The organism is Streptomyces vulcanius, assembly GCF_042653945.1.
Taxonomy (GTDB): Bacteria; Actinomycetota; Actinomycetes; order Streptomycetales; family Streptomycetaceae; genus Streptomyces; species Streptomyces mangrovi.
The window spans coordinates 77760-102888 of sequence record NZ_JBHSFK010000003.1 but is presented as its reverse complement, the minus strand read 5'-3'; the positions used below and the strand labels follow the sequence as shown (position 1 = coordinate 102888).

General features: G+C 71.2%; 28 protein-coding genes, 1 tRNA gene and 1 pseudogene. 18 read left to right on the top strand and 12 right to left on the bottom strand.

What is annotated here, in order from left to right:
• Positions 1–11: 11 nt before the first annotated feature.
• The gene (locus tag ACFPIH_RS05220; protein WP_381179899.1) at positions 12–248 is read right to left on the bottom strand and encodes a hypothetical protein; all 237 of its coding nucleotides are present in this window, start codon (positions 246–248) and stop codon (positions 12–14) included.
• Positions 249–324: 76 nt separating this feature from the next.
• Positions 325–1185 (bottom strand): peptidoglycan recognition protein family protein, encoded by an 861-nt coding sequence (locus tag ACFPIH_RS05215; protein ID WP_465270363.1) that lies wholly within the window; start codon positions 1183–1185, stop codon positions 325–327.
• Between the two features lie 189 nt (positions 1186–1374).
• On the opposite strand from ACFPIH_RS05215, the gene ACFPIH_RS05210 reads away from it, so the two are divergent.
• On the top strand, positions 1375–2559 hold the full coding sequence (locus ACFPIH_RS05210) for a MarP family serine protease (RefSeq protein WP_381179893.1): 1185 nt from the start codon (positions 1375–1377) through the stop codon (positions 2557–2559).
• A gap of 3 nt (positions 2560–2562) precedes the next feature.
• Here the strand turns inward: ACFPIH_RS05210 and ACFPIH_RS05205 are convergent, their stop codons facing one another.
• Complete coding sequence (locus ACFPIH_RS05205) at positions 2563–3060, bottom strand: GNAT family N-acetyltransferase (protein WP_381179890.1); 498 nt, start codon at positions 3058–3060, stop codon at positions 2563–2565.
• A gap of 71 nt (positions 3061–3131) precedes the next feature.
• Here ACFPIH_RS05205 and ACFPIH_RS05200 point away from each other — a divergent pair, with 71 nt between their 5' ends.
• Both ACFPIH_RS05200 and ACFPIH_RS05195 read left to right on the top strand, forming a co-directional pair.
• The gene (locus tag ACFPIH_RS05200; protein WP_381179887.1) at positions 3132–4031 is read left to right on the top strand and encodes a TIGR01777 family oxidoreductase; all 900 of its coding nucleotides are present in this window, start codon (positions 3132–3134) and stop codon (positions 4029–4031) included.
• A 161-nt stretch (positions 4032–4192) separates the two neighbouring features.
• Complete coding sequence (locus tag ACFPIH_RS05195; protein ID WP_381179884.1) at positions 4193–5668, top strand: NAD(P)/FAD-dependent oxidoreductase; 1476 nt, start codon at positions 4193–4195, stop codon at positions 5666–5668.
• Between the two features lie 115 nt (positions 5669–5783).
• Here the strand turns inward: ACFPIH_RS05195 and ACFPIH_RS05190 are convergent, their stop codons facing one another.
• Positions 5784–7643: a regulator gene (locus ACFPIH_RS05190; protein WP_381179881.1), complete on the bottom strand. Its 1860-nt coding sequence runs from the start codon at positions 7641–7643 to the stop codon at positions 5784–5786.
• Positions 7644–7899: 256 nt separating this feature from the next.
• On the opposite strand from ACFPIH_RS05190, the gene lipB reads away from it, so the two are divergent.
• The 4 genes from lipB (at position 7900) to ACFPIH_RS05170 (ending at position 11032) form a co-directional block, all read left to right on the top strand.
• Positions 7900–8700, top strand: coding sequence for a lipoyl(octanoyl) transferase LipB (gene lipB, locus ACFPIH_RS05185; RefSeq protein WP_381179878.1), 801 nt, complete (start codon positions 7900–7902; stop codon positions 8698–8700).
• Between the two features lie 73 nt (positions 8701–8773).
• Complete coding sequence (lipA, locus tag ACFPIH_RS05180; RefSeq protein WP_381179875.1) at positions 8774–9739, top strand: lipoyl synthase; 966 nt, start codon at positions 8774–8776, stop codon at positions 9737–9739.
• Between the two features lie 309 nt (positions 9740–10048).
• On the top strand, positions 10049–10252 hold the full coding sequence (locus ACFPIH_RS05175) for an SCO2195 family GlnR-regulated protein (protein ID WP_381179872.1): 204 nt from the start codon (positions 10049–10051) through the stop codon (positions 10250–10252).
• 75 nt (positions 10253–10327) lie between these two features.
• A complete protein-coding gene (locus ACFPIH_RS05170; protein ID WP_381179869.1) occupies positions 10328–11032 on the top strand; it encodes a DUF4191 domain-containing protein in 705 nt (234 codons plus the stop codon).
• An 83-nt stretch (positions 11033–11115) separates the two neighbouring features.
• Here the strand turns inward: ACFPIH_RS05170 and ACFPIH_RS05165 are convergent, their stop codons facing one another.
• Positions 11116–11583: an RDD family protein gene (locus ACFPIH_RS05165; RefSeq protein WP_381179866.1), complete on the bottom strand. Its 468-nt coding sequence runs from the start codon at positions 11581–11583 to the stop codon at positions 11116–11118.
• Between the two features lie 212 nt (positions 11584–11795).
• Here ACFPIH_RS05165 and glnA point away from each other — a divergent pair, with 212 nt between their 5' ends.
• Positions 11796–13205, top strand: a complete 1410-nt coding sequence (gene glnA, locus ACFPIH_RS05160) for a type I glutamate--ammonia ligase (RefSeq protein ID WP_381179863.1) — start codon at positions 11796–11798, stop codon at positions 13203–13205.
• 109 nt (positions 13206–13314) lie between these two features.
• On the opposite strand, the gene ACFPIH_RS05155 is transcribed toward glnA, so the two are convergent.
• The 3 genes from ACFPIH_RS05155 to ACFPIH_RS05145 form a co-directional block, all read right to left on the bottom strand.
• Positions 13315–14526: a tyrosine-type recombinase/integrase gene (locus tag ACFPIH_RS05155; protein ID WP_381179860.1), complete on the bottom strand. Its 1212-nt coding sequence runs from the start codon at positions 14524–14526 to the stop codon at positions 13315–13317.
• An 88-nt stretch (positions 14527–14614) separates the two neighbouring features.
• Positions 14615–14908, bottom strand: coding sequence for a hypothetical protein (locus ACFPIH_RS05150; protein WP_381179857.1), 294 nt, complete (start codon positions 14906–14908; stop codon positions 14615–14617).
• Positions 14909–14925: 17 nt separating this feature from the next.
• Positions 14926–15396 carry a hypothetical protein gene (locus tag ACFPIH_RS05145; protein ID WP_381179937.1) on the bottom strand — a complete coding sequence of 157 codons (471 nt, stop codon included), beginning with the start codon at positions 15394–15396 and terminating at the stop codon, positions 14926–14928.
• Here ACFPIH_RS05145 and ACFPIH_RS05140 point away from each other — a divergent pair.
• The 4 genes and pseudogenes from ACFPIH_RS05140 to ACFPIH_RS05125 form a co-directional block, all read left to right on the top strand.
• Positions 15392–16066, top strand: a complete 675-nt coding sequence (locus ACFPIH_RS05140; protein WP_381179854.1) for a YdcF family protein — start codon at positions 15392–15394, stop codon at positions 16064–16066. The genes ACFPIH_RS05145 and ACFPIH_RS05140 overlap by 5 nt on opposite strands.
• An 82-nt stretch (positions 16067–16148) precedes the next feature.
• Positions 16149–16231: transfer RNA gene (locus ACFPIH_RS05135), tRNA-Ser, on the top strand.
• A gap of 222 nt (positions 16232–16453) precedes the next feature.
• Complete coding sequence (locus ACFPIH_RS05130) at positions 16454–16795, top strand: DUF6234 family protein (protein WP_381179851.1); 342 nt, start codon at positions 16454–16456, stop codon at positions 16793–16795.
• A 3-nt stretch (positions 16796–16798) separates the two neighbouring features.
• Positions 16799–17014: pseudogene (locus ACFPIH_RS05125) on the top strand (YdcF family protein); the annotation flags it as partial.
• 442 nt (positions 17015–17456) lie between these two features.
• Here the strand turns inward: ACFPIH_RS05125 and ACFPIH_RS05120 are convergent.
• The 3 genes from ACFPIH_RS05120 to ACFPIH_RS05110 form a co-directional block, all read right to left on the bottom strand.
• Positions 17457–17582 (bottom strand): hypothetical protein, encoded by a 126-nt coding sequence (locus ACFPIH_RS05120; protein ID WP_381179848.1) that lies wholly within the window; start codon positions 17580–17582, stop codon positions 17457–17459.
• A gap of 18 nt (positions 17583–17600) precedes the next feature.
• Entirely contained in the window at positions 17601–17879 is a 279-nt protein-coding gene (locus tag ACFPIH_RS05115; RefSeq protein WP_381179845.1) for a hypothetical protein, read from the bottom strand.
• A 159-nt stretch (positions 17880–18038) separates the two neighbouring features.
• Positions 18039–18242 carry a hypothetical protein gene (locus ACFPIH_RS05110; RefSeq protein WP_381179842.1) on the bottom strand — a complete coding sequence of 68 codons (204 nt, stop codon included), beginning with the start codon at positions 18240–18242 and terminating at the stop codon, positions 18039–18041.
• 378 nt (positions 18243–18620) lie between these two features.
• Between ACFPIH_RS05110 and ACFPIH_RS05105 the strand changes: the two genes are divergently transcribed.
• From ACFPIH_RS05105 to pspAB, 4 genes are all read left to right on the top strand, one after another.
• Positions 18621–18875, top strand: coding sequence for an SCO2583/SCO2584 N-terminal domain-containing protein (locus ACFPIH_RS05105; RefSeq protein WP_381179839.1), 255 nt, complete (start codon positions 18621–18623; stop codon positions 18873–18875).
• A 92-nt stretch (positions 18876–18967) separates the two neighbouring features.
• Positions 18968–20431 carry a HEAT repeat domain-containing protein gene (locus ACFPIH_RS05100; protein ID WP_381179836.1) on the top strand — a complete coding sequence of 488 codons (1464 nt, stop codon included), beginning with the start codon at positions 18968–18970 and terminating at the stop codon, positions 20429–20431.
• A 109-nt stretch (positions 20432–20540) separates the two neighbouring features.
• Positions 20541–21461: a zinc metalloprotease HtpX gene (htpX, locus tag ACFPIH_RS05095; RefSeq protein ID WP_381179834.1), complete on the top strand. Its 921-nt coding sequence runs from the start codon at positions 20541–20543 to the stop codon at positions 21459–21461.
• Positions 21462–21464: 3 nt separating this feature from the next.
• Positions 21465–22049, top strand: coding sequence for a PspA-associated protein PspAB (pspAB, locus tag ACFPIH_RS05090; protein ID WP_381179831.1), 585 nt, complete (start codon positions 21465–21467; stop codon positions 22047–22049).
• Positions 22050–22065: 16 nt separating this feature from the next.
• Here pspAB and ACFPIH_RS05085 read toward each other — a convergent pair whose 3' ends face one another.
• The gene (locus tag ACFPIH_RS05085; RefSeq protein WP_381179828.1) at positions 22066–23631 is read right to left on the bottom strand and encodes an MFS transporter; all 1566 of its coding nucleotides are present in this window, start codon (positions 23629–23631) and stop codon (positions 22066–22068) included.
• Positions 23632–23717: 86 nt separating this feature from the next.
• On the opposite strand from ACFPIH_RS05085, the gene ACFPIH_RS05080 reads away from it, so the two are divergent.
• Together ACFPIH_RS05080 and ACFPIH_RS05075 are read left to right on the top strand one after the other, a co-directional pair.
• The gene (locus tag ACFPIH_RS05080; RefSeq protein ID WP_381179826.1) at positions 23718–24398 is read left to right on the top strand and encodes a FadR/GntR family transcriptional regulator; all 681 of its coding nucleotides are present in this window, start codon (positions 23718–23720) and stop codon (positions 24396–24398) included.
• Entirely contained in the window at positions 24395–25120 is a 726-nt protein-coding gene (locus ACFPIH_RS05075) for an alpha/beta hydrolase (RefSeq protein WP_381179823.1), read from the top strand. The genes ACFPIH_RS05080 and ACFPIH_RS05075 overlap by 4 nt, the downstream gene beginning before the upstream one ends.
• Positions 25121–25129 lie beyond the last annotated feature (9 nt).

The window sequence follows — 25129 nt, the reverse complement described above, 5'->3', positions numbered from 1 at the left end:
ACGGAACCGCCTCACACCGCGTGCCTGCGGCGGGTGCTGTCCGCCGGGATGTAGGCGTTCTGGTCTGCGCGCTGGTCGGCGCGCACCGCGTGGTGCAGCGGGGCCCTGTTGGCCTGTTCGAGGGCGGACGCGGTGGTGGCGGCCGGGCCCAGGACGACGGCGGCGACGGCGCACAGGACGGTCCAGGGGCTGCGGGCGGCCTTGGTCCAGCCGGCGGCCGTCTGCTCGGTGGTGTGGCTGCTGTTCATGGTCCCCGCCTCCGGTCGGTGCGCTTGTGTTGTCCATGACCGTAGGAGGCGGGGATGGGAGAACCCTGAATCCCGCCTAAGGCGTTCCTGTGAGGCTCCCTGAGGGAGCTGTGGCGGCCGGGCGGCCCTGGAGCCGGGCGGCGGTGCCGCGGATCTCCGGGAGGCGGCCGCTGAGGGCGGCGCCGGGGCAGGTCGTCATGTAGCCGTCGTTGTGGCCGGCGAGCGCGGGGAGGGTGGCGGTGGTGCCCGCGGCGTACCGGCTGAGGCTGTTGCTGGAGGTGAGCCGGACGGTGGTGCGCGGGTCGACGCCGGCGAGGCCGAGTTTCCAGGCGGTCAGGGCCGCGATGGCGTCGATCATCGGCTGGGGGACGGTGGCTCCGGCGGTGAAGGTGCCCAGGGCGGCGATACCGGCCGAACGGTGGTTGAAGCCCTGGGTGTGGGCGCCGGTGACGGGGCGGTCGACACCGCCCGCGCGGCCCTCGTAGATGGTGCCGCAGCGGTCGACGAGGAAGTTGTAGCCGATGTCGTCCCAGTTCCGGTTGCCGGTCTGGCCCGTGTACAGGTAGCGGATGATGCGGGGCGCGTCCGCGCAGTCGTAGCCGTTGGGCGAGTCGGTGTGGTGGACGAAGACGGCGACGACCTTGTCGTCGTAGCGCGGCGGCGGCTGGGTGCGTCCGGCGTTCTTCTCCAGCCAGGCCGAGCGGGGCACGATAGGCGGCCGGGCGGCGGTGTGCGCGGCCGTCACGGGGCGCGCGGCGGCGGGCCGGTCGGCGCGGGCGGCCAGTTGGGCGGTGGCGGCGCGGTCGACGCCGTCCGCGCACAGCGGCAGGGCGGCGACGGCGGCCAGCCCGGGCATGCAGCGCAGGCAGCGCATGAGCACTGGGCGCGGGCCCGGTGTCCGCCGTGTGCGCGGGGACGCCTGTCGGTGGGCACACATGGACCCACTGTCGGCCGGTTCCGCGCGGTCCGCGATGTGTGCTGTGCCACCTGGTGGAACCATCATCCCGGTCCGTGACGTTTTCGAGGTGCACGCATGTGTGACCTAAACCGTTCACTCACGCGCGCGTGCGGCTGATCACCGGACCCGTCCCCCACGTACTGAAGGGTCCTAGAGAAAGGCGGCCCCGTGGACCTGCTCGACATCGTGCTGGCACTGGTGATCCTTGCCTATGCCGGCTCCGGCTACCGGCGCGGACTGGTGGCCGGCTGTGTCTCGCTGGCCGGCTTCGTGGGGGGCGCCGCGATCGGCGTGTGGGTACTGCCGTGGATCATGGGTTTGGTGACGCCGGGGACGACGGCGGCGACGGTGACTGCGGTGTTCACGGTCCTCGTGCCGGCGGCGGTCGGGCACGAGCTGGCGGGGCGGCTGGCGCTGCGGCTGCGGCGGGAGCTGGACCGGGGGCCGCTGAGAGTGGCGGACGGGGTCGGCGGGGCGGCTGCGAACGCGGTGGCGGTGCTGATCGTGGCGTGGGTGGCGGCGAGCGTGCTCGGCGCGTCCTCGTCGCCGATGGTGACGTCGTCGATCCGGGACTCCAAGCTGCTCGGGACGGTGCAGGACGCGATGCCGGAGACCACCCCGGCCTGGTTCTCCAACGCCACCTCCGCGCTCACCGCGGCGGGCTTCCCGCAGGTCTTCAACCCGTTCGAGAACGAGTCGACGGCCCAGGTCGCCAAGCCCAGCGGCGACAGCGTCACGGCGAGCGCGGCCAACGCGGCCAAGCTGAGCACCGTGAAGATCGAGGGCTCCTCGGGCGACCAGGGCCGCGAGGGCAGCGGCTTCGTGTACGCGCACGAGCATGTGATGACCAACGCCCATGTCGTGGCGGGCATCGACCACCCGAGCGTGCGCGTCGGGGGCGTGGGCGCGTCGTACGACGCCCTGGTGGTGCTCTTCGACCCGAACAAGGACGTCGCCGTGCTCTACGTGCCCAAGCTGCGCGCCCCCGTGCTGCGCTTCGAGAAGGCCGCCGAGCGGGGCGACGAGGCGGTCGTGGCGGGCTATCCGCAGGACGGCGACCTCAACCTCCAGGCGGCGACGGTCGCGAACCGGGTGAACGCGACGGGACGCAACATCTACAACGACGCGACCGTCACCCGCGAGATCTACTCGATCCGCTCCACGGTCCGCCCCGGCAACTCCGGCGGCCCGCTGCTCACCACGGACGGCCAGGTCTACGGCGTCGTCTTCGCCCGCTCCACCTCCGACAACGAGACCGGTTACGTCCTGACGGCGGCGGAAGTCACCGGCGACGCGCAGAAGGCGTCGACGGCGACGAAGCCGGTGGACACCGGGGAGCTCACCAGTTCGTGACACTCACAGCCGCATGCCCATGAACACGTCGTCCACGTACCCGCCGTCCAGCAGCCATTCCTCCGGCAGGGTCCCCTCCACCGCGAACCCCTCGGAGGCGTAGAGCTCCCGGGCGGGGGTGTTGGGGCCGAGGACGCGCAGGGTGAGGCGGCGGGCACCGAGCCGGCGGGCCTCCTCGACCGCCGCGCGGATCAGCGCCCGTCCGATGCCGCGGCCGCGCTCCTCGTCGAGGACGGCGAGGCCCTGTATCTGCCGGACGTGCAGGTTGCAGGCGAGCTGGGTGGGGCGGCCCAGGCGGACATAGCCGACGACGCGGTCGCCGAGCTCGGCGAGCAGGTGCTCCTGCGGATGATGGCTGTCGTCGAAGAAGGGGGCGTAGGGCGGCTGCGCCTGTGGCGTGACCGCGTGCAGCGGCGACCAGGTGAGCCGGTCGATCACGGCGAGCGACTCGGCGTCGGTGTCGCGGGCGGGACGGATACGCAGTTCGTCGGGTGCGGTCATGCGCGTCACCCTAGGGCGCTCGGGCCGGATCCCGACGGGGCTTTTATGCCGTCGCGCGGCAGGATGACCTCATGGAACAGCAGCGAACGCGAGTGGCGGTGGCCGGGGCGTCCGGTCTGATCGGCGGTGCCCTGGTGCGGTCTCTCGCCGCGGACGGGTACCAGGTGATCCGGCTGGTGCGCCGTGCGCCCCGGGGCGCGGACGAGGTGCGGTGGGAGCCGGAGGAGGGGCGCGTGGAGGCGGCCGGGCTCGCCGGGTGCGCCGCCGTGGTCAACCTGGCCGGGGCGGGCGTCGGGGACCGGCGCTGGACGGAGGACTACAAGAAGCGGATCCGCGACAGCCGGGTGCCCGCCACGGCGGGGCTGGCGAAGGCGCTCGCCTCGCTCGACGAGCCGCCGCGGGTGTTCGTGAACGGCAGTGCGATGGGCGTCTACGGCGAGACCGGCGACCGGATCGTGGACGAGAGCGCGCCCGCCGCCTCCGGTTTCCTGCCCGAGCTGTGCGTGGAGTGGGAGGGTGCCGCGGCGCCGGCCCGGGAGGCGGGGGTGCGCACGGTGTTCGTGCGGACGGGCCTTGTGGTGGCGCGCGGGGGCGGCGCGTGGGGGAAGCTGTTCCCGCTCTTCAAGGCAGGGCTCGGGGGCCGGATGGGCGACGGGCGGCAGTACTGGTCGTACATCGCGCTGCACGACGAGGTGGCGGCGATCCGGCACCTGCTGGACCGGGACGACCTGTCGGGGCCGTTCAACCTGACCGCGCCCGAGCCGCTGACGAACCGTGAGATCACCGCGGCCATGGGGCGGGTGCTGCACCGGCCGACGCTGTTCGCGGTGCCCGCGCCGGTGCTGCGGACGGTGCTGGGCGAGATGGCCGGGGATGTGCTGGGCAGCGCGCGGGTGGTGCCGAAGCGGCTGCTGGAATCGGGGTTCACCTTCGCGTTTCCCGGGATCGAGGACGCGATCCGGGCAGCCTGAACCGCTGCGGGAACGTATGCGACCGCCGTGCGACCGTGCCCTGTTGATGCGCGACTGTTCCTGACCGATCACAGCCCTAACCTCGATCCGAACTCGGGTATCCGGGAAGCCAGTTGGGGGCAGGACGTCCCCACCGGCCGCGCAACCTCGAGGAGGGGCACGTGCTAGAGCCCGCGTACCAGGCAGACGTCGTCGTCGTGGGAGCCGGAGTCGCCGGACTCTCCGCGGCGCATCGGCTGGCCAGCGCAGGAGTAACGACCGCGGTCCTGGAGGCCGCCCCTTACGTCGGCGGCCGTATGTCGACCGACAAGGTCGACGGCTTCCGGCTCGACCGCATCGGGCAGCTGCTGTCCACGGCCTATCCCGAACTGGGCCTGACACCGGGGCTCGACGCACTCGTGCTGCGTCCCTTCGCTCCCGGGGTGCTGCTGCACAGCGACGGGCGTCACCATCGCGCGGGAGCACAGGCCGGCACGGGGAGCGCGAGGGGCGCACTGCACGCCGTACGCGCCCTGGCGAGCGCCCCGAGGCCGGGTGCCCTGCCCCGGCCGCGCACGGGCGCCCACCGGGCGATGATGCCGCTGCCGGGCAGCCGGGCCCTGCCCCTGCCCGGCAGCCGGGCAGGGGCACCGTGGACGCCCGCCGCGAACCCGCCCCGGGTCCGGCCGGGCGCCCCGCTGGGGACCGCCGTGGACCAGGCCCGGCTGGGCGCCGCGCTCACCCGGATCGCCGCCACCCCCGCCGAACGGCTGCTGCGCCGCCCGGAGTCGGCCGCCGCGGCGGCGCTCGCGGCGCGCGGGCTGCCCGCCCGCACGATCGACGGGTTCCTGCGCCCGCTGCTCGCCGCGCTGCTGTGCGACCCCGACCTCACCACCTCCAGCCGGTGCGCCGACCTCGCGCTGCGGGCCTTCGCTGCGGGCCGGCTGTGTCTGCCGGAGGGCGGCGCCGAGATGCTTCCGGAGATGCTGGCGCGGACGCTGCCGCCGGGAACCGTGCACACCGGGGTGCGGGTCACCTCGGTCTCCACGACCTCGGTGACCACCGCCGAGCACGGCGAGTTCCGCTGCCGCGCGGTCCTGGTGGCCACGGACGCGCGTGCGGCGGCGGAACTGCTGCCGGGGCTGCGCGTCCCGGACTTCCACCCGGTGACGGTCCTCCACCACACCACGGACGAGCCGCCCGCGACCGGCGCGTCCCTGTTGCTGGACGCCGACCGGGGCGGCCCGGTCGCCCACACCACGGTCGTGAGCGACGTCGACCCGAGCCGGGCGCCGGCCGGGCGCGCGCTGATCTCCTCCACGGTCCTGGGCACGCCGCCGGACGATGTCGACACCGCCGTACGCATGCATCTCGCGCGTCTCTACGGCACCTCGACCGCGCGCTGGGAGACCCTCGCCGTCCACCGCACCCGGGAGGCGGTGCCGGTGATGCGGCCGCCGCACGATCTGCGCCGGCCGGTACGGCTCCTCGCCGGGCTGTACGTGTGCGGCGACCACCGGGACACCAGTACCGTCCAGGGCGCCCTGCACTCGGCGCACCGCGCCACGGCGGCGATCCTGTCCGACCTCGGGTCGGCCGGCTCCCTTCACCTCGCGGACCCACGCCCGACGGCCCGCCAGACCCAGGCGGCGGCGTAACGGTCCGCGGCGAAACCGTGCGGCGGGTGTCTGGGAGCGCCCCTGGGGGCTCCGCCCCCAGACCCCCACCCACGCCCACCCACCACCCGACTCGGTGGGTGAGATTGGCGCCGTCTCACCCCAGTGCCGCCACCTTCTCCCGGTAGCTCCGGGCCGGGGGCGCGTCCTTGTACGGCTCCAGGCGCCGTTCGAAGTCGCGGACGTACTCCACCGCCCGGACCGAGCGCATCTCCGAGGCCTGGCCGGCGGCCTCGGCGGCCAGTTGGCAGGCCTGGTCGAGTTCGCCGAGGCCCAGGCGGGCGGAGGCGAGCACGACGCGGCAGAAGAGGCGGCTGCGGGCGTAGGCGGCGGGGCGCAGCTGGAGGGAGCGTTCGGCGTGCTGGGCGGCGGCCCGGAACTGCTGGAGGTCGCGGTGGCAGTGCCCGAACTCGTCGGCCAGCTGCGCCTCGTCGAAGAACCGCGCCCAGTGCGGCACCTCGTCCCCGGCCCGGGCGGCCTCCAAAGCCCGCTCGGCCCGCACCAGGGCGGCCGTACAGGCCCGCACCTCGCCGAGCACCCCGTGCCCGCGCGCCTCGACGGCGTGCAGCAGCGCCTGGACGACGGGCGGGGCGCCGGTGCCCACGCCCTGCTGGGCCACGCGCGCCAGCTGGACGGCCTCCCGGCCGTGGCCGAGGTAGACGGCCTGGCGGCTCATGGTGACGAGCACGAAGGAGCCGTACGCCCGGTCCCCGGCCGCCTGGGCCAGCCGCAGGGCCTGGACGAAGTAGCGCTGGGCGAGGCCGTGCGCGGCGATGTCGAAGGAGGTCCAGCCGGCCAGCCGGGTGAGGTCGGCGGCGGCGCCGAAGAGCCGGCGGCCGGTCTGCTCGCCGTAGGTGCCGCGCAGCATCGGCTCGCACTCGTGCTCCAGGTACCGCACCAGGGCCTGCCGGGCGTGGCCGCCGCCGTACATGTCGTCGAGGGTGCGGAAGAGTTCGCCGACCGAGCGCAGCGCGGCGATGTCGCCACCGGTGACCCGCTGGCCCACCCCGCGCTCGGAGCCGCCGTGGCCCCCTTGGCCACGCTGGCCCCGCTGACGCGGAACGCCCCCGGCGGTGCCGGACACCGACCGGTGCGACGCGCCACCGGGACCGGCCCCGGAGTGGCCAGCTGACCCGGCACCGGGGAAGGCGGCCGACCCGGCCCCGGAGTGGCCAGCTGACCCGGCACCGGGGAAGGCCGCCGACCCAGCCCCGGAGTGACCAGCCGATCCCCCACCGGGGAAGGCCGCCGACCCGGCACCGGAGTGACCAGCCGATCCCCCACCGGGGAAGGCCGCCGACCCGGCACCGGGATGGGCTGCCGGTCCGGTCCCGGGATGGGCTGCCGGTCCGGCACCAGGATGGGCGCCCGGTCCGGCCCCGGGGAAGGCGGTCGATCCGCCCCCTGGGAAGGCCGCAGGCCCAGCCCCTGAGTGACCCGCCGCCCCGGCCCCGGGCTTGGCGGGCGGACGGCCCTGTACCGGGACCCGGGGAGTCGGGTCTGTGCGGGCGACCTTGTCGTCGGCCCGGCCGATCAGCCAGTCGCGGCTGGGCACCACGAGCCCCGCCGGGGTGAAGGCGATCTTGCGGAGCTCGGCGTGGCTGCCGGAGTCCTTGCGCCACAGCCCGCCGACGATGTCGATCGCCTCCTCGGGGGTGCCCGCGAACTCCAGGCCCGCGTAGACCGGCGCGCAGGCGTCCAGGCCGAGGTCCTGGGCGGTGAGGCGGCGGCCGAGCCGGCGGGTGAAGACCTCGGCGATCAGGGCGGGGGTGGTGCCCCGGGGCTGCTGGCCGCGCAGCCACCGGGTGACGGACGTCTTGTCGTATCTGAGGTCCAGGCCGTGTTCGAGGCCCAGCTGATCGACACGACGGGCCAGCCCCGCGTTGGAGAAGCCCGCTTCTGCGATGAGCGCGGCGAGCTGGCGGTTGGGAGTGCGCTGCGCGGGTCGTTCCGTCATCTGCGGTGCGGTCTCCTGCCTCCCGGGCTTCTGACGTGCCCGGATGAAGTGCCTTGATTTGCGGTGAGCAGCGGTGAGCAGCCCTGATGGCTCACGAACGGCGCGAATGTAGCGGAGCGTAGCCAGCCGGTCGCACATCTCGACGCCCATTCATCCGATCGTGTGAGGATTGGCCGTGCGGCTGACGCGGAACGCGCGGACGTACAGTGGCTTGGGCGCGTGACGCGCCTGACGACCTTCCAGGGAGGCGCTTGCCGTGAGTGAGTTGCGGTTCGTCCACATGGGTTTCGGGCCCTCGGCCGTGGAGTACCAGGAGGCCTGGGACGAGCAGCGCCGGGTGCACGCGGCCCGGTTCGCCGACGAGATCCCCGACACCGTGCTGCTCCTCGAACACCCGCCGGTCTACACGGCCGGCCGGCGCACGGCCGACAACGAGCGCCCCCTCGACGGCACCCCGGTCGTCGACGTGGACCGCGGCGGCAAGATCACCTGGCACGGCCCCGGCCAGCTGGTGGGCTACCCGATCCAGAAGCTGCCCCGCCCGGTGGACGTCGTCGCGCACGTCCGCCGTCTGGAGGAGGCGCTGATCCGCACCTGCGCGGAGTTCGGCGTGACGACCACCCGGGTGGAGGGCCGCAGCGGGGTGTGGGTGCTCGGCGATCCGGTGGAGAGGCGGCCGGCGATCGGCGGGCTGTCCCTGGACTTCGACCCACGGCTGACCGACGACGAGTTCGACCCGCGGCTGAACGGCCCCGAGTACGCCCCCTCCAACGCCGGGCAGCGCCGCGAGGACCGCAAGCTGGCCCAGATCGGTATCCGGGTCGCCAAGGGCGTCACGATGCACGGCTTCTCGCTGAACGTGAACCCCGACACCAAGTGGTTCGACCGGATCATCCCGTGCGGCATCCGGGACGCCGGGGTCACCTCGCTGGCGGCCGAGGCGGGCCGGGAGATCACGATCGCGGAGGTGCTGCCGGTGGTGGAGGGGCATCTGCGGGACGTGATGGAGAGCGCGGACCTGAGGCCCCGCGAGATCGAGAAGGCTCCGGCAGCCTGACACGGCCGCAGGCTTTCAAATCCACGGGCGTACCCTTGAGCACGCCGAAGAATCAAACGCTAGGGAGCCGGTCGTGTCCGCAGTCGCACCCGACGGACGCAAGATGCTGCGCCTGGAGGTCCGCAACGCCCAGACCCCCATCGAGCGCAAGCCCGAGTGGATCAAGACCCGGGCGAAAATGGGCCCCGAGTACACGAAGATGCAGAGCCTCGTGAAGAGCGAGGGGCTGCACACGGTCTGCCAGGAAGCCGGCTGCCCGAACATCTACGAGTGCTGGGAGGACCGCGAGGCGACCTTCCTCATCGGCGGCGACCAGTGCACCCGGCGCTGCGACTTCTGCCAGATCGACACCGGCAAGCCCGAGGCGCTGGACCGCGACGAGCCGCGCCGCGTGGGCGAGTCCGTGGTCACCATGGACCTGAACTACGCCACCATCACCGGCGTCGCACGCGACGACCTGGAGGACGGCGGCGCCTGGCTGTACGCGGAGACGGTCCGCCAGATCCACGAGCAGACCTCCGGCCGCGAGGCCGGCCGCACCAAGGTCGAGCTGCTCGCCCCGGACTTCAACGCCGTCCCGGAGCTGCTGCGGGAGGTCTTCGAGTCCCGCCCCGAGGTCTTCGCGCACAACGTCGAGACGGTCCCCCGGATCTTCAAGCGGATCCGCCCCGGCTTCCGCTACGAGCGCTCCCTGAAGGTCATCACCGAGGCCCGCGACTTCGGTCTGGTCACCAAGTCCAACCTGATCCTCGGCATGGGCGAGACCCGTGAGGAGGTGAGCGAGGCGCTGCGGCAGCTGCACGAGGCCGGCTGCGAGCTGGTCACGATCACGCAGTACCTGCGGCCGTCCGTGCGCCACCATCCGGTGGAACGCTGGGTGAAGCCGCACGAGTTCGTGGAGCTGAAGGAGGAGGCCGATCAGATCGGTTTCTCCGGGGTGATGTCGGGCCCGCTGGTGCGCTCCTCCTACCGCGCCGGGCGCCTCTACCAGATGGCCGTCGAGAAGCGGGGTACCTACATCGCCGCACAGGCCGTGTGACCTGGGCGACATTCCCCAACTCCGGTGCGCCGGACGGGTGCCGGGCAAGGGTGTGAACTCGCGCACAAGGTGCTACTCGCCAGTAATGGCCGATATGACGCGGCCTCGGCCGTCCTCGCAGATGAGGGCGCTCGCCGGGGCCGCGTTCGCGCTTCACGCCCCCCGAATGCCCCGTATCAAGGCTTCATTGGCGTTTGACCGGTCGGTCACGCACTGGTAACACCAATCAGTGACGCTGGTATCACTTCACGTAGACCCGCGTCGAACACGCAGACCCGTGCCCAATGCCGTCCGAGGGGGACCTCCACCATGCAGGCCGCGCCGCCCGTTCGTGCCACAGCGATCCCGTCCTTCACCACCGCCATCCGCGCCGTCGAGTCGCTGCTCATGAGCAGCGGTCAGCGCACCGCCCGTCGCAACGCCTGGACCTCCGTGCTCGAGGACCGTCGTCGCGCCAAGGACCGGGTCGAGGCGCAGCGCGTCCTCGAAGCGGTCACCGCCGCCCGTCCCTGACCCCCTCTCCCCCGCTCTCCCGCCTCCCGGACACTGCCGTCGTCGGCGCTTCCGGGGCCACGTAGACTTCGTCGCATGGCGAGAAGTGACAGCGCGGCGGATGCCGCTAACCCCGGGCGACTGAAGCAGATCGCCCTGACGTACAAGATGACCCGCAGGGCCGACAAGACGATCGGTCTGGTGCTCGCGGGTGTCTTCATCCTCATCTTCGGTGTCTTTCTCGCGATCGGTTTCCTGATCGGCCACCCGATCTACCTCGGCATCCTTGGATTCCTGCTCGCCTTCCTCGGGACGGCGATCGTGTTCGGACGCCGGGCCGAGCGGGCCGCCTTCGGCCAGATGGAGGGCCAGCCGGGCGCCGCCGCGGCCGTGCTCGACAACATCGGCCGGGGCTGGACGACGACCCCCGCGGTGGCGATGAACCGCAGCCAGGACGTGGTGCACCGCGCGGTCGGCAAGGCCGGCATCGTGCTGGTCGCCGAGGGCAACCCGAACCGGGTGAAGAGCCTGCTGGCCGCCGAGAAGAAGAAGATGAACCGCATCGTCGCGGACGTCCCGGTGTACGACGTGATCGTGGGCACCGGCGAGGGCCAGACCGACCTGAAGAAGCTGCGGACCGCGCTGCTGAAGTACCCGCGCGTCCTGAGCGGCCCGCAGGTCACGGCCACCAACGACCGGCTGCGCGCGCTGGGCGACCTGATGACCAACATGCCACTCCCGAAGGGCCCTATGCCCAAAGGCATGCGCCTCCCGAAGGGCGGCGGCCCCAAGGCCCGCTGACAGCCGCTGACACCTGCCGTACGACGATGGGGGCGCCCGGATCACACCGGGCGCCCCCATCGTCGTACGTGTCGAAGGCCGGTCTAGATCCGGACCTCGACCGTGCGCCCCAGTCGGTCGTGGAGGCCGCGGCCGTCCCGGTCCCAGATCAGGGCCGGGAGCGCCAGGCACAGCAGGACTGTGCGGATCAGTGAGCCCAGGGGGCGCACGGTGCCCGTCTCGACGGAGACCACCCGCAGGCCGAAGAGGCGTTTGCCGGGGGTGAAGCCGAGGGTGCTCACCGTGAGGGCACCGAGCACGAGGAAGAGGAGCAGGGTCCAGTTACTGGTGGCGGAGGTGTAGCCGTCAGTGATCAAGCTGTATGCGATCAACAGGCACAGTCCCCAGTCCACGGCCAGCGCGCCGAGCCGCCGGCCGGGGCGGGCGATCGAGCCCGGCCCCTCCTCCGGGAGGCCCAGCTGCTCGCCCCGGTATCCGAAGTCGGCACCCGCGTCCTCCATGGCCGCGCGGGGTCCGGACAGCCACGATCCGATTGCTTGCCTCTTGTCCACCGGACCACGGTACTGCGCACCCAAATGACCGGGGGACGTCGGGGTGGGTCGGGGCTACGGTGGAGGGAGGGGCGGTTAACTTGTGCGAAACAAATGGGTCACGTACGAGAAATCACCCGTCCCTAGTGTCGTGCGAAGCGTGTGCCACCGCACTGGCCGCACGAACGAACTACCACCCCGGCACGGGAACTGCCGGGAGTAGGAGGAGCTGGATGTTCCAGAACGCCGACGAAACCAAGAAGTTCATCGCGGACGAGGACGTCAAGTTCGTCGACGTCCGATTCTGCGACCTGCCGGGCGTGATGCAGCACTTCACGGTGCCCGTCGAGGCGTTCGACCCGGACGAGGAGCTCGCGTTCGACGGATCGTCGATCCGTGGTTTCCAGGCCATCCACGAGTCCGACATGGCCCTGCGCGCCGACCTGTCGACCGCGCGGGTGGACCCCTTCCGCCGCGACAAGACGCTGAACATCAACTTCTTCATCCACGACCCGATCACGGGCGAGCAGTACTCCCGCGACCCGCGCAACGTGGCGAAGAAGGCGGAGGCGTACCTCGCGTCGACCGGTATCGCGGACACCGCGTACTTCGGTCCCGAGGCCGAGTTCTACGTCTTCGACTCGGTCCGCTTCGCGACCACCGCGAACGAGTCCTTCTACCACATCGACTCCGAGGCGGGTGCCTGGAACACCGGCGCCCTCGAGGACAACCGTGGTTACAAGGTCCGCTACAAGGGCGGCTACTTCCCGGTCCCGCCGGTCGACCACTTCGCCGACCTGCGCGCCGAGATCTCCCTGGAGCTGGGCAAGGCCGGCCTTCAGGTCGAGCGCCAGCACCACGAGGTGGGCACCGCCGGGCAGGCGGAGATCAACTACAAGTTCAACACGCTGCTCGCCGCGGCCGACGACCTCCAGCTCTTCAAGTACATCGTGAAGAACGTGGCCTGGCGCAACGGCAAGACCGCGACCTTCATGCCGAAGCCGATCTTCGGCGACAACGGCTCGGGCATGCACGTCCACCAGTCGCTGTGGACGGGCGGCTCCCCGCTCTTCTACGACGAGGCCGGCTACGCGGGCCTGTCGGACACCGCCCGCTACTACATCGGCGGCATCCTCAAGCACGCCCCGTCGCTGCTGGCCTTCACCAACCCGACGGTGAACTCGTACCACCGCCTGGTCCCCGGCTTCGAGGCCCCGGTCAACCTGGTCTACTCGCAGCGCAACCGCTCCGCCGCGATGCGCATCCCGATCACGGGCTCCAACCCGAAGGCCAAGCGCGTCGAGTTCCGCGCGCCCGACTCCTCCGGCAACCCGTACCTCGCCTTCTCGGCCCTGCTGCTCGCAGGCCTGGACGGCATCAAGAACAAGATCGAGCCGGCCGAGCCGATCGACAAGGACCTCTACGAGCTCGCCCCCGAGGAGCACGCGGGAGTCCCGCAGGTCCCGACCTCGCTCCCGGCCGTCCTCGACTCGCTCGAGCGCGACCACGAGTTCCTGCTCGCCGGTGACGTCTTCACGTCCGACCTGATCGAGACGTGGATCGACTTCAAGCGCACGAACGAGATCGCCCCGCTCCAGCTGCGTCCGCACCCGCACGAGTTCGAGCTGTACTTCGACGTGTGATATCGCCCCAGGTCAGAGCGGGTTTCCGCTCCCCTGGGCCGTCTGTGGGCCGTCGGCCGTGCTCTTCCCACTCCGGGAAGGGCACGGCCGGCGGCCTTTGCGCTCACGGTCAGGGAGACACTCCCTTGCCGAACACCGAGTCGATGGCCCGGCGCGCCCGGTCCCTGCTGTTCGGCATCAAGTGCGTGTACGTCCGCAGCGTGAACCCCGGGTCGGAGTGACCGAGGTACTCAGCCAGAGCCTTGATGTTCTCTCCCGAGTCCAGCAGGACCGACGCGTAGTAGTGCCGCAAGGCGTGCATGCCGTGCTCACGCGACGGTTTGAACCGCTCCCCCGGCACCCGTTCCGGGATGACGCCGCCAGCAATCAGGGCGGGCTTCCACAGGTACATGTTGAAGTAGTTCCTGTTCAGTGCCTTACGTTCCCGCGAGTAGAACAGCAATTTCACTGTGACCGGCGGGCCGTCCGGGGTCTTCCACGGCAGAGTGACGTCGATAGGGGGCCGGCGGGTGACGTGCGCGGCGAGCGCATCCGACACCACGTCGGGCAGCGGCACGTCTCGCAGCTTGCCGCCCTTGGGCGGGGCGAACACCATCTGCGGACCGACCAGCTTGACCTGCCGTGCGATGTGCAGCACTCCCCCGTCGAAGTCGACTTCATCGACGGCCAGCCCGAAGATCTCGCCTTGTCGCAAACCGCACCCGGCACCGAGGTCCACCGTTGTCGCGTACTGCTCCGGGAGTCCGGCGCGAACAGCCACCACTCGATCACGCGTCCACGGCTTGATCTTCCGAGGATCAAGGCCGCACCGAACACAGCAGAGACGTTTGCAAACACGGTCCGCTGATATGAGGCTGCCATTCCGGAGTCCATGAGGGCCCGTGCCCACGTGCGGATATGGGTGGGCTGGAATGCGGTCATGGAGCGCGAACCGATGTACGGAAAGGCGTGCAGCCGAAACCGCAACTACATGTTCACGATGGTGGAAGGGTCCGTGGTCTGAGACGCCAGCCACGCCGTGGCGAAGTTTTGGAACGTCACCTTGCCCGCCGACGGGTCGACGTATTGCCCGCGCGTCATGTCCGTCTCGATGGCGCTCAGCCACTTCTCGGCAAGTCGCTTCGTCGCGGGCCAGGGCGCGCAGCAGGGACCAGGTCAGGTACCGGTCGAGGAACATGCGGTACTGGATCAGTTCGAGCGGCAGTGGGCCGACGGTGAGCAGGGTGAGGATCATGCCCCCGTCGGGAAGACGCTCGATACCGGTGCTGACGACCCGTTCGGTTCCCTCGGGCAGTCGCGGATGGATGCTGTGCTCGGGCATGCTGAAGGTCTCCAGTTCCTTGATGGTGACTGGCTGGACAAGGGCGACCCCGTGTTCTTTGGCGAGAAGGGGGTCGCCCTTGGCGTAGCTAGAAGGGCGGTTCGTTGCTGTAGCCGGCGGGGGCCCACGAGTCGCGGCCGTCGGTGGTGCGGCGGCGCAGCCACCGGGGGCGGCGCGGGAGGGGCAGCAGGACCGCGCGACGGTTCTCGTTCCAGCAGGTGCAGGGGTCCCATTCGGTGTCGGCGTACTCGCCGTCGGCGTCGCCGTAGTAGGAGGCGATCCAGCCGTCCCCCCGGCAGTCGGCGCAGTCGGGGCGGGGGGTGTCGGTCAGGACCAGCGAGCGGCGCCGCCAGCCGACGACCTGAAGCCGGAGTCGGATCACGGGTATTGGTCTCCTTCTCAGCCGTAGAACTTGTTCCGCTTGATCACGGCCTTGCGGATGTTGACGGTCGTCCCGCTCTTGCGGCCGCTCGCGCTGAACACCTGCACCGCGATCCATCCGCCGAAGATCACGGCGGCCAGGGTGATGAGCTGGGTGATGAGCACGGTCAGGGCGGCGATGAAGGTGGTGAGCAGCAGTCCGCCGCACACAGCGAGGAACCCGACGCCCCCGAGAGCGACGTTCACCGCCGCGCGCGAGACGGCCGGCTTGACGGCGGCCGGTTCGGGCTGCGCGGTGGGGATGGCGTAGCCGGTGATGATCCGGCCGTCGGGGAGGACGACGCTCGTGAACGCCGTACACGGCAGATGGCACAGTGGTTGAGTTCGCGGTCGGCGTTCATGCCGCCTCCCGCTTCGCGTGGGAGTACGAGTTCGACGTTCCCGATTCCGCCAGTGAGCAGGCCAACGGCGAGAAAGGTTTGACGTGATCTCCGTACGAGACTGGGTGGACGCCCAACTTTGTTGGGCATACCAACGGATGCAACCGCGTCCGTGCTCCGTCGGCATCGGTCTGGGAAGCCATGATCTGGGAGTAGCCGACACGACGGCGGACCTGTTCCGGCGCGGCATGATGCCGTTGATCGTGTTCACGGGAGCGACCAGCAAGACCACGCAGGAACGCATGCCGCGCGGCGAAGCCCAGCACTACCGGGACCGTGCGATCGAACTGGGAGTCCCGGGGAACGCCATCCTTGTGGAGCCTCACGCACGCAACACAGGGCAGAACATCATCCTGTCCCGCTCGCCACTCGAAGACGGCGGGATCGAGGTGTCCTCAGTGCTGCTGATCAGCAAGCCGTACGAGGAACGGCGGTCCTATGCCACCGCCCGGAAGCTGTGGCCCGGGGTGGAGTTCGTCAGTGCTTCCAGCCCGATGGCGCTCCCCGAATATGTCGATTCGATTCAGGACGCGCGCCTTGTGATCGACATGCTTGTGGGGTCACTGCAACGCTTGTTGATCTACCCGGCGCAGGGTTTCGCGATCTCGCAAGACGTGCCCGACGACGTGACGCGAGCGTACGAGCGGCTTGTGTCCCGTGCCTTCACGAGTCGTCTCGTGCCTGCCTCGGTTGGGGGCCCCTCCAGCACGGGCACCTGACGTGCTTTCCGGCACCCCTGCGGCCATCCTCTGGCCAACATCGCCCCCGGGGTGCGACACGCAAGGCTGTAGGTGCAGGCCAGCGGGCATCTCGCCGTGTGAAACCGGTCGGTCTTGAAAACCGTCGTGGCAGCGATGTCACCGTGGGTTCAAATCCCACACCCACCGCACGTGAACGGCCCCTGACCTGTGTGTTTGGTCGGGGGCCCTTCTCATGTCCGGCCCCCGTGACTGCCCGGTGTTCCCCGTTGTTTCCCTCTTGATCGGGCACGGCTGGGGCACGGTTGCCCGATCACCGGACGGTTCCGATGTGCGGCGCATTTGAGTAGCCATGCTCATGTGCAATACCTGCCACGACAGCATGCTGAGTGACATGCGATTAACGGGATGTCACCAGCAGACGGAATGGTCGTGGGTATGAGGCCCGGGGGTGAGCCGTCGACCGGCGAGCAGGTTGGGGTCAGCGTGGCGCTACTCGTCATCGACCTGGCCGTCATCGCTTGGTTGTGGTTCCGCTACGGGATGACGGGCTGGGCCGACAGTTACGACCAAGGCAATCCGCCCAGCGCGCCCAAGGAAGCGTTACGGGGGATGTGGCTCCTGGCTGGCGGCGCAGTCGTCACAGGCGGTGGTCTCCTTGTCCTGGGCTGGCGTATTCCGGGCGTCGTGCAACTGGTTGTCCTGGGAGTCGGAGCAGGACTGCTTGCCTGCTTCGCCGCCCGTGGATAGCGAACCCCCATGACGCTTCCCGAATACGTCGACTCGATCGGGGACGCGCGCCTTGTCCTCGACATGATGGTCGGCGCTCAGCAGCGCCTCATGATCTACCCCCGGCAGGGGTTCATGGTCGAGCAGGAGATTCCCGACGACATCCGGGCCGCGTTCGAGCGGCTACGCGACAGCGGGTTCACGAGCCGACTCGTGCCGGAAACCGCAAATCAGCCCTGACAGGGTCGGGGGCCGCTCCGTCTCTCCGTCTCATTCACCCCCGTCCGGAGCCGTTCACGGCGGTCCGCGCTCCGGACGGGAGTACCGGAATGAACGAGGGTGAACGGCTGCGGATCATGGCCTGACCAGCACGAACAGACCTCGAAAGCAAGTACGGAAGCCTGTCTGCCTCGGCCAGACCTTCCCTACCTCATCAAGCCCCGGCTGCGCTCCGCTCCGCCGGGCGGCCGCGGCCATGGGGTGATCACCGCAGAGCGGCAGCCGGTCACAGCAGTGCCTCCGGCGGGGGCGCTCAGGCTCCGAGATGGCCGGGGGACCGTACTCGAGTGCCGACCGGAAGTGGCGTGCGCGGGTGCTCCCATCCCGTCCGCCGTCGACCCAGGCAGAGCCGAGCAGACGCGGCCCCTGGCGTCCAGGTGGTGGGTTGAGGAGGGGGGCAGGCTCACCAGGTGGTCGGTTTCATGTGAAACGGCGGTTCGGCCCAACTTCCTTGCTCGCGCGAGGAGTTGAGGACGGCAGCGATCACTAAAGCTTGGAGGGCGATCTGTGCCGTCGCCAGTTCGATCACTATCCTGAGTGTTCGCTATCACCAGCGCACAGAACCGGGGAAACCTTCATGATCGAGCTTGGCATCCTGTTTGGTCTCCTGGTGGCGGCAGTGCTGGCCCTGATCTTTGTACTCCTGCGACGAGGAGGCCGACGCCCGGAAGCGGATGCGCCCACACTGCTCACGATCTTCCTCCGGAGTGTCCTCGGAGCAGCAGCAGTGGGATGCAAGCCGATGAAGATCCTCGGCGTCCAGCCACAGTGGAACCCGTCCTCTCGCCTTCTCGGCCTCCGGATCCGTGGGCTTGATCTCAGGCATGAGCCGCAGCCTAGCCGTGCCCGTTGCGTGCCCGGTCCGACGGGACGCAGCGGGGACTCACGGGGAACGGAGGCGCCGATCGCGCTCTGGCCCAGGTCAGAGACGCAGCAGGTCACCCGCCATCCGCATACGCGATCTTCCAACCTAGTACGCCGCCGATCAGGAGTAGAAGCCCCGGCCGTACTCCTCGCGCCCGACGCTGAAGTCGTCCGGACGATCACGGCGCAGCTCCTCATACCGGACCGCGAACACGTCGATGGCTTCATGAATCGTGCAGCCCAACACTTCGCGGATCGTCTTGAGCGCGAAGATGATCCGGTGATCGACGATGTCGCGATCTACGCTTGCCGGCAGTGTGGTCACGGGTCCCCCGAAGTCGCTGTACAGCAGCGGAGCACAGCAACCGCACAGACCACAGTCAACCGAGTAAGACTCCAGGCAAGCCAACGGCCAGCCAATCGACCTTCAGCAACCGTCGCGCCCATAGTTCGCATCAAGGGGCGGGGCGCCACGACACCCCCGCTTGGGCCGTCCCTGGGCCGTGCGGGGGTACTCAACGACGACCAACGCAAGGTCGCAGCGTTGATCAATTACGTAGCCGCAGGCCAGGGATCCGCCCCTTCACTTCTTCGACGTGTGATCGGTACGCCCCTGTGCGTCCGCGCCCCCGTTCCTGTTTCTCAGGGCGGGGGCGTCGTCGTATCGTGCCCGGGTACTGATGTTCGAGACAGGGGGACCGGGATGTCGCGACAGGACGACGAGGAGCGGGAGTTCGACCTCCGGTGGGCGGACCAGGCCGAGCAGAAGGAGCCCTCGGCGCGGGCGCGGATGCTGGCGGCGCGGTGGAAGGAGAACCCGCCGGAGCCGGTGCCGTTCCGGGGAGAGCCGGAGTCGGCCGGGCCGCGCAGGTCGTCGTGGGTGTCGACGGTGATCGTGCTGGGGTGCGCGGTCGCGGTGGTCCTGGTGCTGGGGTACACGCGGTTCCCGGGGCCGTGAGCATGAGCTGCGGCTGACCGCTTATTGCCACGACCGGGTGCGGTTCCGCTGCCTACGATCGCCGGACGGATCACGGCAGACCGGGGGCGGGTATGAACTGGAGCATCGGGGACGGGGAAGCGGCGGCGGTGCGGCTCGCCGGTGGAGCGGCGCTGCGGGAGGTGCTGCCCGGCGACGACCCGTCGGCCTGGACCGCGCTGGACGCCGGGGTGCGGCAGACCACCTGGTCCCCGGACGGCGACGGGTGGTCGCCCGCCTGGGAGCGGACCGAGGGCGGCCGGGCACTGGTCGGTGTCCTGCGCCGCCGTGTTCCGGTGCGCGCGGCGCCCTCGCTGACCGAGTCGCAGCTGGCGCTCGCCCTGTGTCACCGGGACGGCAGGTTCCGGCAGGCCGCGCTCGGGCAGGCCGCCGAGCATCCGGGGCTGCTCCCCCTGGTGGTCGTGCGCTGCTCGGACTGGGCTCCGCAGCTGTGCGAGCCCGCCCGGGAACGGCTGGCGCAGGTGCTCGACGCCGAGACCGCCGTACCGCTGATGCCTCTGATCCTGCGCATCGGTGGCCGGGGCCGCGGCGGCTTCGCCGCCGATCTCGCCGACGGGCTGTTGCGCGCCGCGCCGCCCGAGACCCTCGCGCCGCTGTACACCGACCCCGGCCGCGCCGTGCGCCGGTACGCCTACCGGCTCGCCGTCGACGAGGGGTTCCTCTCCCCCGCCGAGCTGGCCCGCGCCGCCGCCCGGGACTCCGACGCCGTCGTGCGGTCCCTGTGCGCGGACGCCGCCCTGGCCGCCGTATCGGACGACGGTGGTGCCTACGACGACGTACTCGAACCGCTCCTCGCGGCGCGCGGCCCGCGCGCCCGGGCCGCCGGGGTCACGGCGCTGCGGCGGGCCGGCCGGCCGGAGCGGGCAGTGGGATTCCTGGGTGACCGGTCGGGCCTGGTGCGGGCCTGTGCGCGGTATGTCGTACGGCAGTACGGCGGCGATCCGCTGACCTGGTACCGGGAGCGGTGCGCCGAACCGGAGGGGCCGGCGCCGGGGGCGGTGATCGGGCTCGCGGAGTCCGGCGGGCGGGAGGACGCGGAGTTGCTGCGGCCGTTGCTCGGGCATCCGTCGGCCGGGGTGCGGGCACGCGCCGTGGCCGGGCTGCGGATCCTGGACGTGACGGACGTACGGCGGCTGCGGCCGCTGCTGGACGATCCCGCGCCCGGGGTCGTGCGTGAGGTGACCGCGGCGCTGCTGCCGTCGGCGGAGCGGCTGGACGAGGCGGAGCTGACGGCGCGGCTGGCGGACCCGTGGCCGCGGCATGTGCGGGTCGCCGCGTTCCGGCTGCTGGACGCGCGGGGCGGGCTCGCGCGGCTCCGGGCGGCGGTCGGGTCGCTGGACGATCCGGACGTCAGGATCCGGCACTGGGCGCAGCAGTCCGTCCAGGGCTGGCACGCACCGGCGGACCTGCCGCGCGAAGCCGCGGCGGAGGTGGGGGAACTGCTGGACCGGGCGCGGCATCTGTTCAGCGAGTACGTGCTGACACGGCGCAAGTGGGAGGCCGGTCTGCGGGGCTGAGTGTTCGTGCCCGAGCCTTTGCTGGTCCTAGGGATGACCACGACCGGTTCATGGTGGGCCCGGGTGCACACTTGCAGTGGGGCGAGTGCCTGACTGCGGGGTGATGCAGATGCAGAGCCGTTTCCGGAGCGACCGGGGTCTGACCGTGCGGATGACGGTCACCTTGTTCCTGCTCGGACTTCTGTACGTGGCGTTCGTCGTCGCGTTGATCGTGTTGCTGAAATCGTGGGTGCTGGTCGTGGTGCTGATCGCGGCCATGTTCGTCGCGCAGTTCTGGTTCTCGGACCGGATCGCGCTGTTCGCGATGCGCGGGCGGGTCGTGGAGCGGGAGGAGTATCCCGAGCTGCACGCCGTCGTGGACCGGCTGTGTGCCCTCTCCGACATGCCGAAGCCGGTCGTCGCCGTGTCCGATATGGACATGCCCAACGCGTTCGCCACCGGGCGCAATCCCCAGAACGCGGTGGTGTGCGTGACGACGGGCCTGCTGCGCCGCCTCGAGCCGGCGGAGCTGGAGGGTGTGCTCGCGCACGAGCTGTCGCACGTGGCGCACAAGGACGTCGCCGTGATCACGGTCGCCTCCTTCCTCGGGGTGGTCGCCGGCCTCGTCGTGCGGTTCGCCTTCTACTCACAGCTGTTCGGCGGCGGGCGCCGGGACCAGAACACCGCCGCCGTCTTCGCCGCGATCATGGGGGTGTCGGCGGCCGTGTACGCGATCAGCTTCCTGCTGATCAGGGCGCTGTCCCGGTACCGGGAGCTGGCGGCGGACCGTGCGGCGGCGCTGCTCACCGGGCGGCCGTCGGCGCTGGCCTCCGCACTGACGAAGGTCTCCGGCGACATCGCCCGGATCCCCACCAAGGACCTGCGCACCGCCCAGGCCTTCAACGCCTTCTACTTCACCCCTGCGACCGGCAAGGAGCCCGGCATCGAGCGGTACTTCTCCACCCACCCGAGCCTGGAGCAGCGGATCGAGCAGCTGGGGCGGATCTCCGCCGAGCTGGGCGAGGCGGCCACGCCCGGGAAGGCAGGCTGACGCATGGGGTTGCTGGACATCCTGCTCGGCCGGACGAAACCGGTCGTCCCCGACCTCGATCAGCTGTTCGCGCTGCCGTCCGCGGCGGTGACGCTGGAGGCGGCGGCCGGATTCACCCCGACCGGGCAGGGTGCCGTCTGCTTCGCGACCGTGGAGGGCGCGGCCTTCGAGCAGACACATCGCGAGGTCCAGGCGCTCCTGGACGCGGACACCGAGCGCACCGGTCCCCCGGTACGGCTCCTGCGGGACGACTACGGCTACTCCTGGCTGCTCTCGCACCGCTCCCCCGACGACCTCTCGGCGCTGGTCAACGATCTGCACGCGGTGAACAGCGCGATGGAGGTCAACGGCTTCGGGCCGCAGCTGCTGTGCTCCCTGGCCGGGTTCGAGAACGCCGCCGGGCGGTCGCTCGCGCTGGTGTACCTGTACAAACGGGGGACGTTCTTCCCCTTCGCCCCGCTGCCCGAGCGGGGGCAGCGGCGGGACAGCGCGCTGGAGCTCCAGGTGAAGGCGGCCCTCGCGAACGACCTGCGGATCGAGCAGGACCTGAGCCGGTGGTTCCCGGTGTGGGGAGCGCCCGGGCTGTAGGGCCGGCAAGCCTCCTTCAGCCGCTGACCGGGCGGTCGCGGCCCGCGAGCAGGCCCGCCGCCGTCTGGGCCAGGGTCAGCAGCAGGACGAAGGCCAGCGGGGTGCGCCAGCCGCCGGTGTGGTCGTAGAGGATGCCGACGACCACGGGTCCTGGGATCGACAGCGCGTAGCCCCAGCTCTGTACGAAGCCGGAGAGCCGGACGACGGTCGCGCCGTCGCGCCCGCGTATGCCGATCATCGTGAGGGCGAGTGGGAAGGAGCAGTTGGCCACGCCCAGCAGGAGCGCCCAGAGCCAGGGGGCGGCGGCGGGGTCGGCCCACAGCCCCGCGAATCCGGCGAGGCCGCAGGCGCCGATGACCGCCGCGATCCCGCTCTGGTCGCGCAGCCTCCCGGCCACGGCGGACAGCGCGAAGGACAGCGGTACGCCGAGCAGCGAGGTCACGGAGAACAGCAGGCCCGCACGCCCGGCGGAGAGCCCGGCGTCCCGGAAGATCTGCGGCAGCCAGCCGATGACGATGTAGGCGGAGCTCGCCTGCAGGGCGAAGTAGGCGGTGAGGGCCCAGGTGGTGGGCGTGCGGGAGAGACGGCGGGACCGGGGGGTTTGCGGGTCGCTGGGGCGGGGGCTTGGGCGGTCGCCAGGGCGGTCGCTTGGGCAGGGGCTCTGGCGGTCGGTTGGCCGGGGGGCTTGACCATCGCCCGGCCGCGGATCCTGGCGGTCGCCCGGCGGGGGACCTTGCCGGGGGCTCAGCCGATCGCCTGGCCGAGGGCTCAGCCCATCGCCCGGCCACGGACCCTGGCCGTCGCCCGGCCGCGGATCCTGGCCGTCGCCCGGCGGGGGACCTTGCCGGGGGCTCAGCCGATCGCCTGACCGAGGGCTCAGCCCATCGCCCGGCCGAGGATCCTGACCCTCACCCCGTCGCGGATCCTGACCCTCGCCCCGTCGGGGGCTTGGGCAGGGGGCTTGGTGGGGGCTCTGTCGGGTGGGTTCGGGTGCCGGTGGGTGTGGGGGGTGGTGGCGGGCGAGGGTCGACCACGCGGGTACGGCCAGGGCCGCGAGGGCCGCCCAGGCGCCCAGGCCGTAGCGCCAGTCGCCGCCGAAGGCCTCGGTCAGGGGGACGGTCAGGGCGGCGGTGGACGAGGCGCCGGCGTTCAGGGCCATGGAGTACAGGCCGGTCATCGCGCCCACCCGGTCGGGGAAGAACTGCTTGACGACGGCCGGGAGCAGCACGTTGACGACCGCGATACCGGCGAGCGACAGGGCGGTCAGGACGACGAACAGGGTGGAGTCGGCGGCCAGCGGGCGCAGTGCGAGCCCCGCCGTCAGCACTGCGCCGGCGGCGGCGACGGTGCCGGCCGCCCCGTACCGACGGGCGAGCGCCGGGGCCGTCGCGCCGACGAGGGCGAAGCAGACGGCGGGGACGGAGGTCAGCAGCCCGGCGAGCGTGCCGCTCATGGCGAGGCTGTCCCGGACCTCTTCGAGGACCGGCCCGAGGCTGGTGACCCCGGGGCGCAGGTTCAGCGCCGCGAGGACGAGGGCGACCACCGCGAGCCGGTGCAGCAGCACTTCGTCATCGTTTCGCATGTGTCCTATCGTAGAGTCATCCCATGACTCTACGTCTAGAGGTCCCATGACTCTATCTCCGGTGATCCCTGTCATAGACTGACGGGATGACGCTGGATCCCGTGCGCCGTGAGGCGCTGTCCGACCAGGTGATCGCACGGCTGCGGCGGCAGATCACCTCCGGGGCCTGGCCGGTGGGCTCCCGTATCCCCACCGAGACGGAGCTGGTCGAGCAGCTCGGCGTGGCCCGCAACACGGTGCGTGAGGCCGTGCGCGCCCTGGCCCACACCGGCCTGCTGGACATCCGCCACGGCTCGGGCTCCTATGTGCGGGCGACCAGCGAGCTGGCCGGCGTGATGCGGACCCGCTTCGCGACGGTCGCGACGGACGACGTCATCGACGTCCGCAGCACCCTGGAGGTCCGGGCGGCCCGGCTGGCCTGCGCGCGGCGCACCGAGGAGGACCTGGAGCGGCTCGGTCTCGCCCTGGAGCAGCGGCAGCGGGCGTGGTCGGCCGGCGACCCGATGGGGTTCGTGAACGCGGACCTGGCCTTCCATCTGGCCGTCGTGGCCGCGTCGCACAACACCGTCCTGGCCGAGCTGCACGCGGATCTCGGCGAGGTGATCCGGGACTCGCTCCTCGACCACTTCGGCGACGCGCTGCGGCCCGAGCAGTTCCAGGACCACGCGCGTCTGGTCGAGGCCGTCCGCGACCGCGACGCCGACCGGGCGGCGCGCGAGGCGGGCTCCTACATGGACTGCGCGCCCACGGCGGGAGCCGCCAGGTGACGACCACTCACTCGATCCCCTTCCTCCACGAGTACGACGGTGAGCGCCTGAGCCTGGTGACATCCGGCGCCGCCGCCCCGGCCGCCCCCACCGCCGTCCTTCTGCACGGCGCCGGGAACGGCAGCAAGGAGCGACTCCTGCCGCTGCTCGGTGAGTTCGCCGCCGAGGGCTGCCGTGCCGTCGCCCTCGATTTCTCCGGGCACGGCGAAAGCACGGGCGCGCTGCGGGAGTTGAGCCTGCGGCGCCGCTTCGAGCAGGCGGTGTCGGTGATCGACGCGCAGGTGCCGGGGGTCGGACCGCTGCTGCTGGTCGGGTTCAGCATGAGCGGCCAGACGGTGGCGGATCTCGTCGCCCACTACGGGGAGCGCGTCCGCGCGGTGGGCCTGTGCGCGCCGGCGGTCTACGCGCCCGAGGCCTGGGACGTGCCCTTCGGCGACGGAACCGGCCGGTTCACCGAGATCATCCGCACCCCCGACGACTGGCGGCGGTCGCCCGCCCTGGCCGCCCTGCGCGCCTACGAGGGCCGCGCGGTGCTCGCCGTACCCGGCACCGACGCGGTGATCCCGCCGGAGGTGACCGAGGCCGTCCAGGACGCCCTCGCGACCCGCGCCCGGTACACCCGCTTCGAACTCCCGGACGCGACCCACCAGTTGGGCCTGTGGTTCCGCGACCGCGCGGACGACCGACAGGACTTCGTACGGACCCTGCTCACGCCGGCCTGAACAGCGACC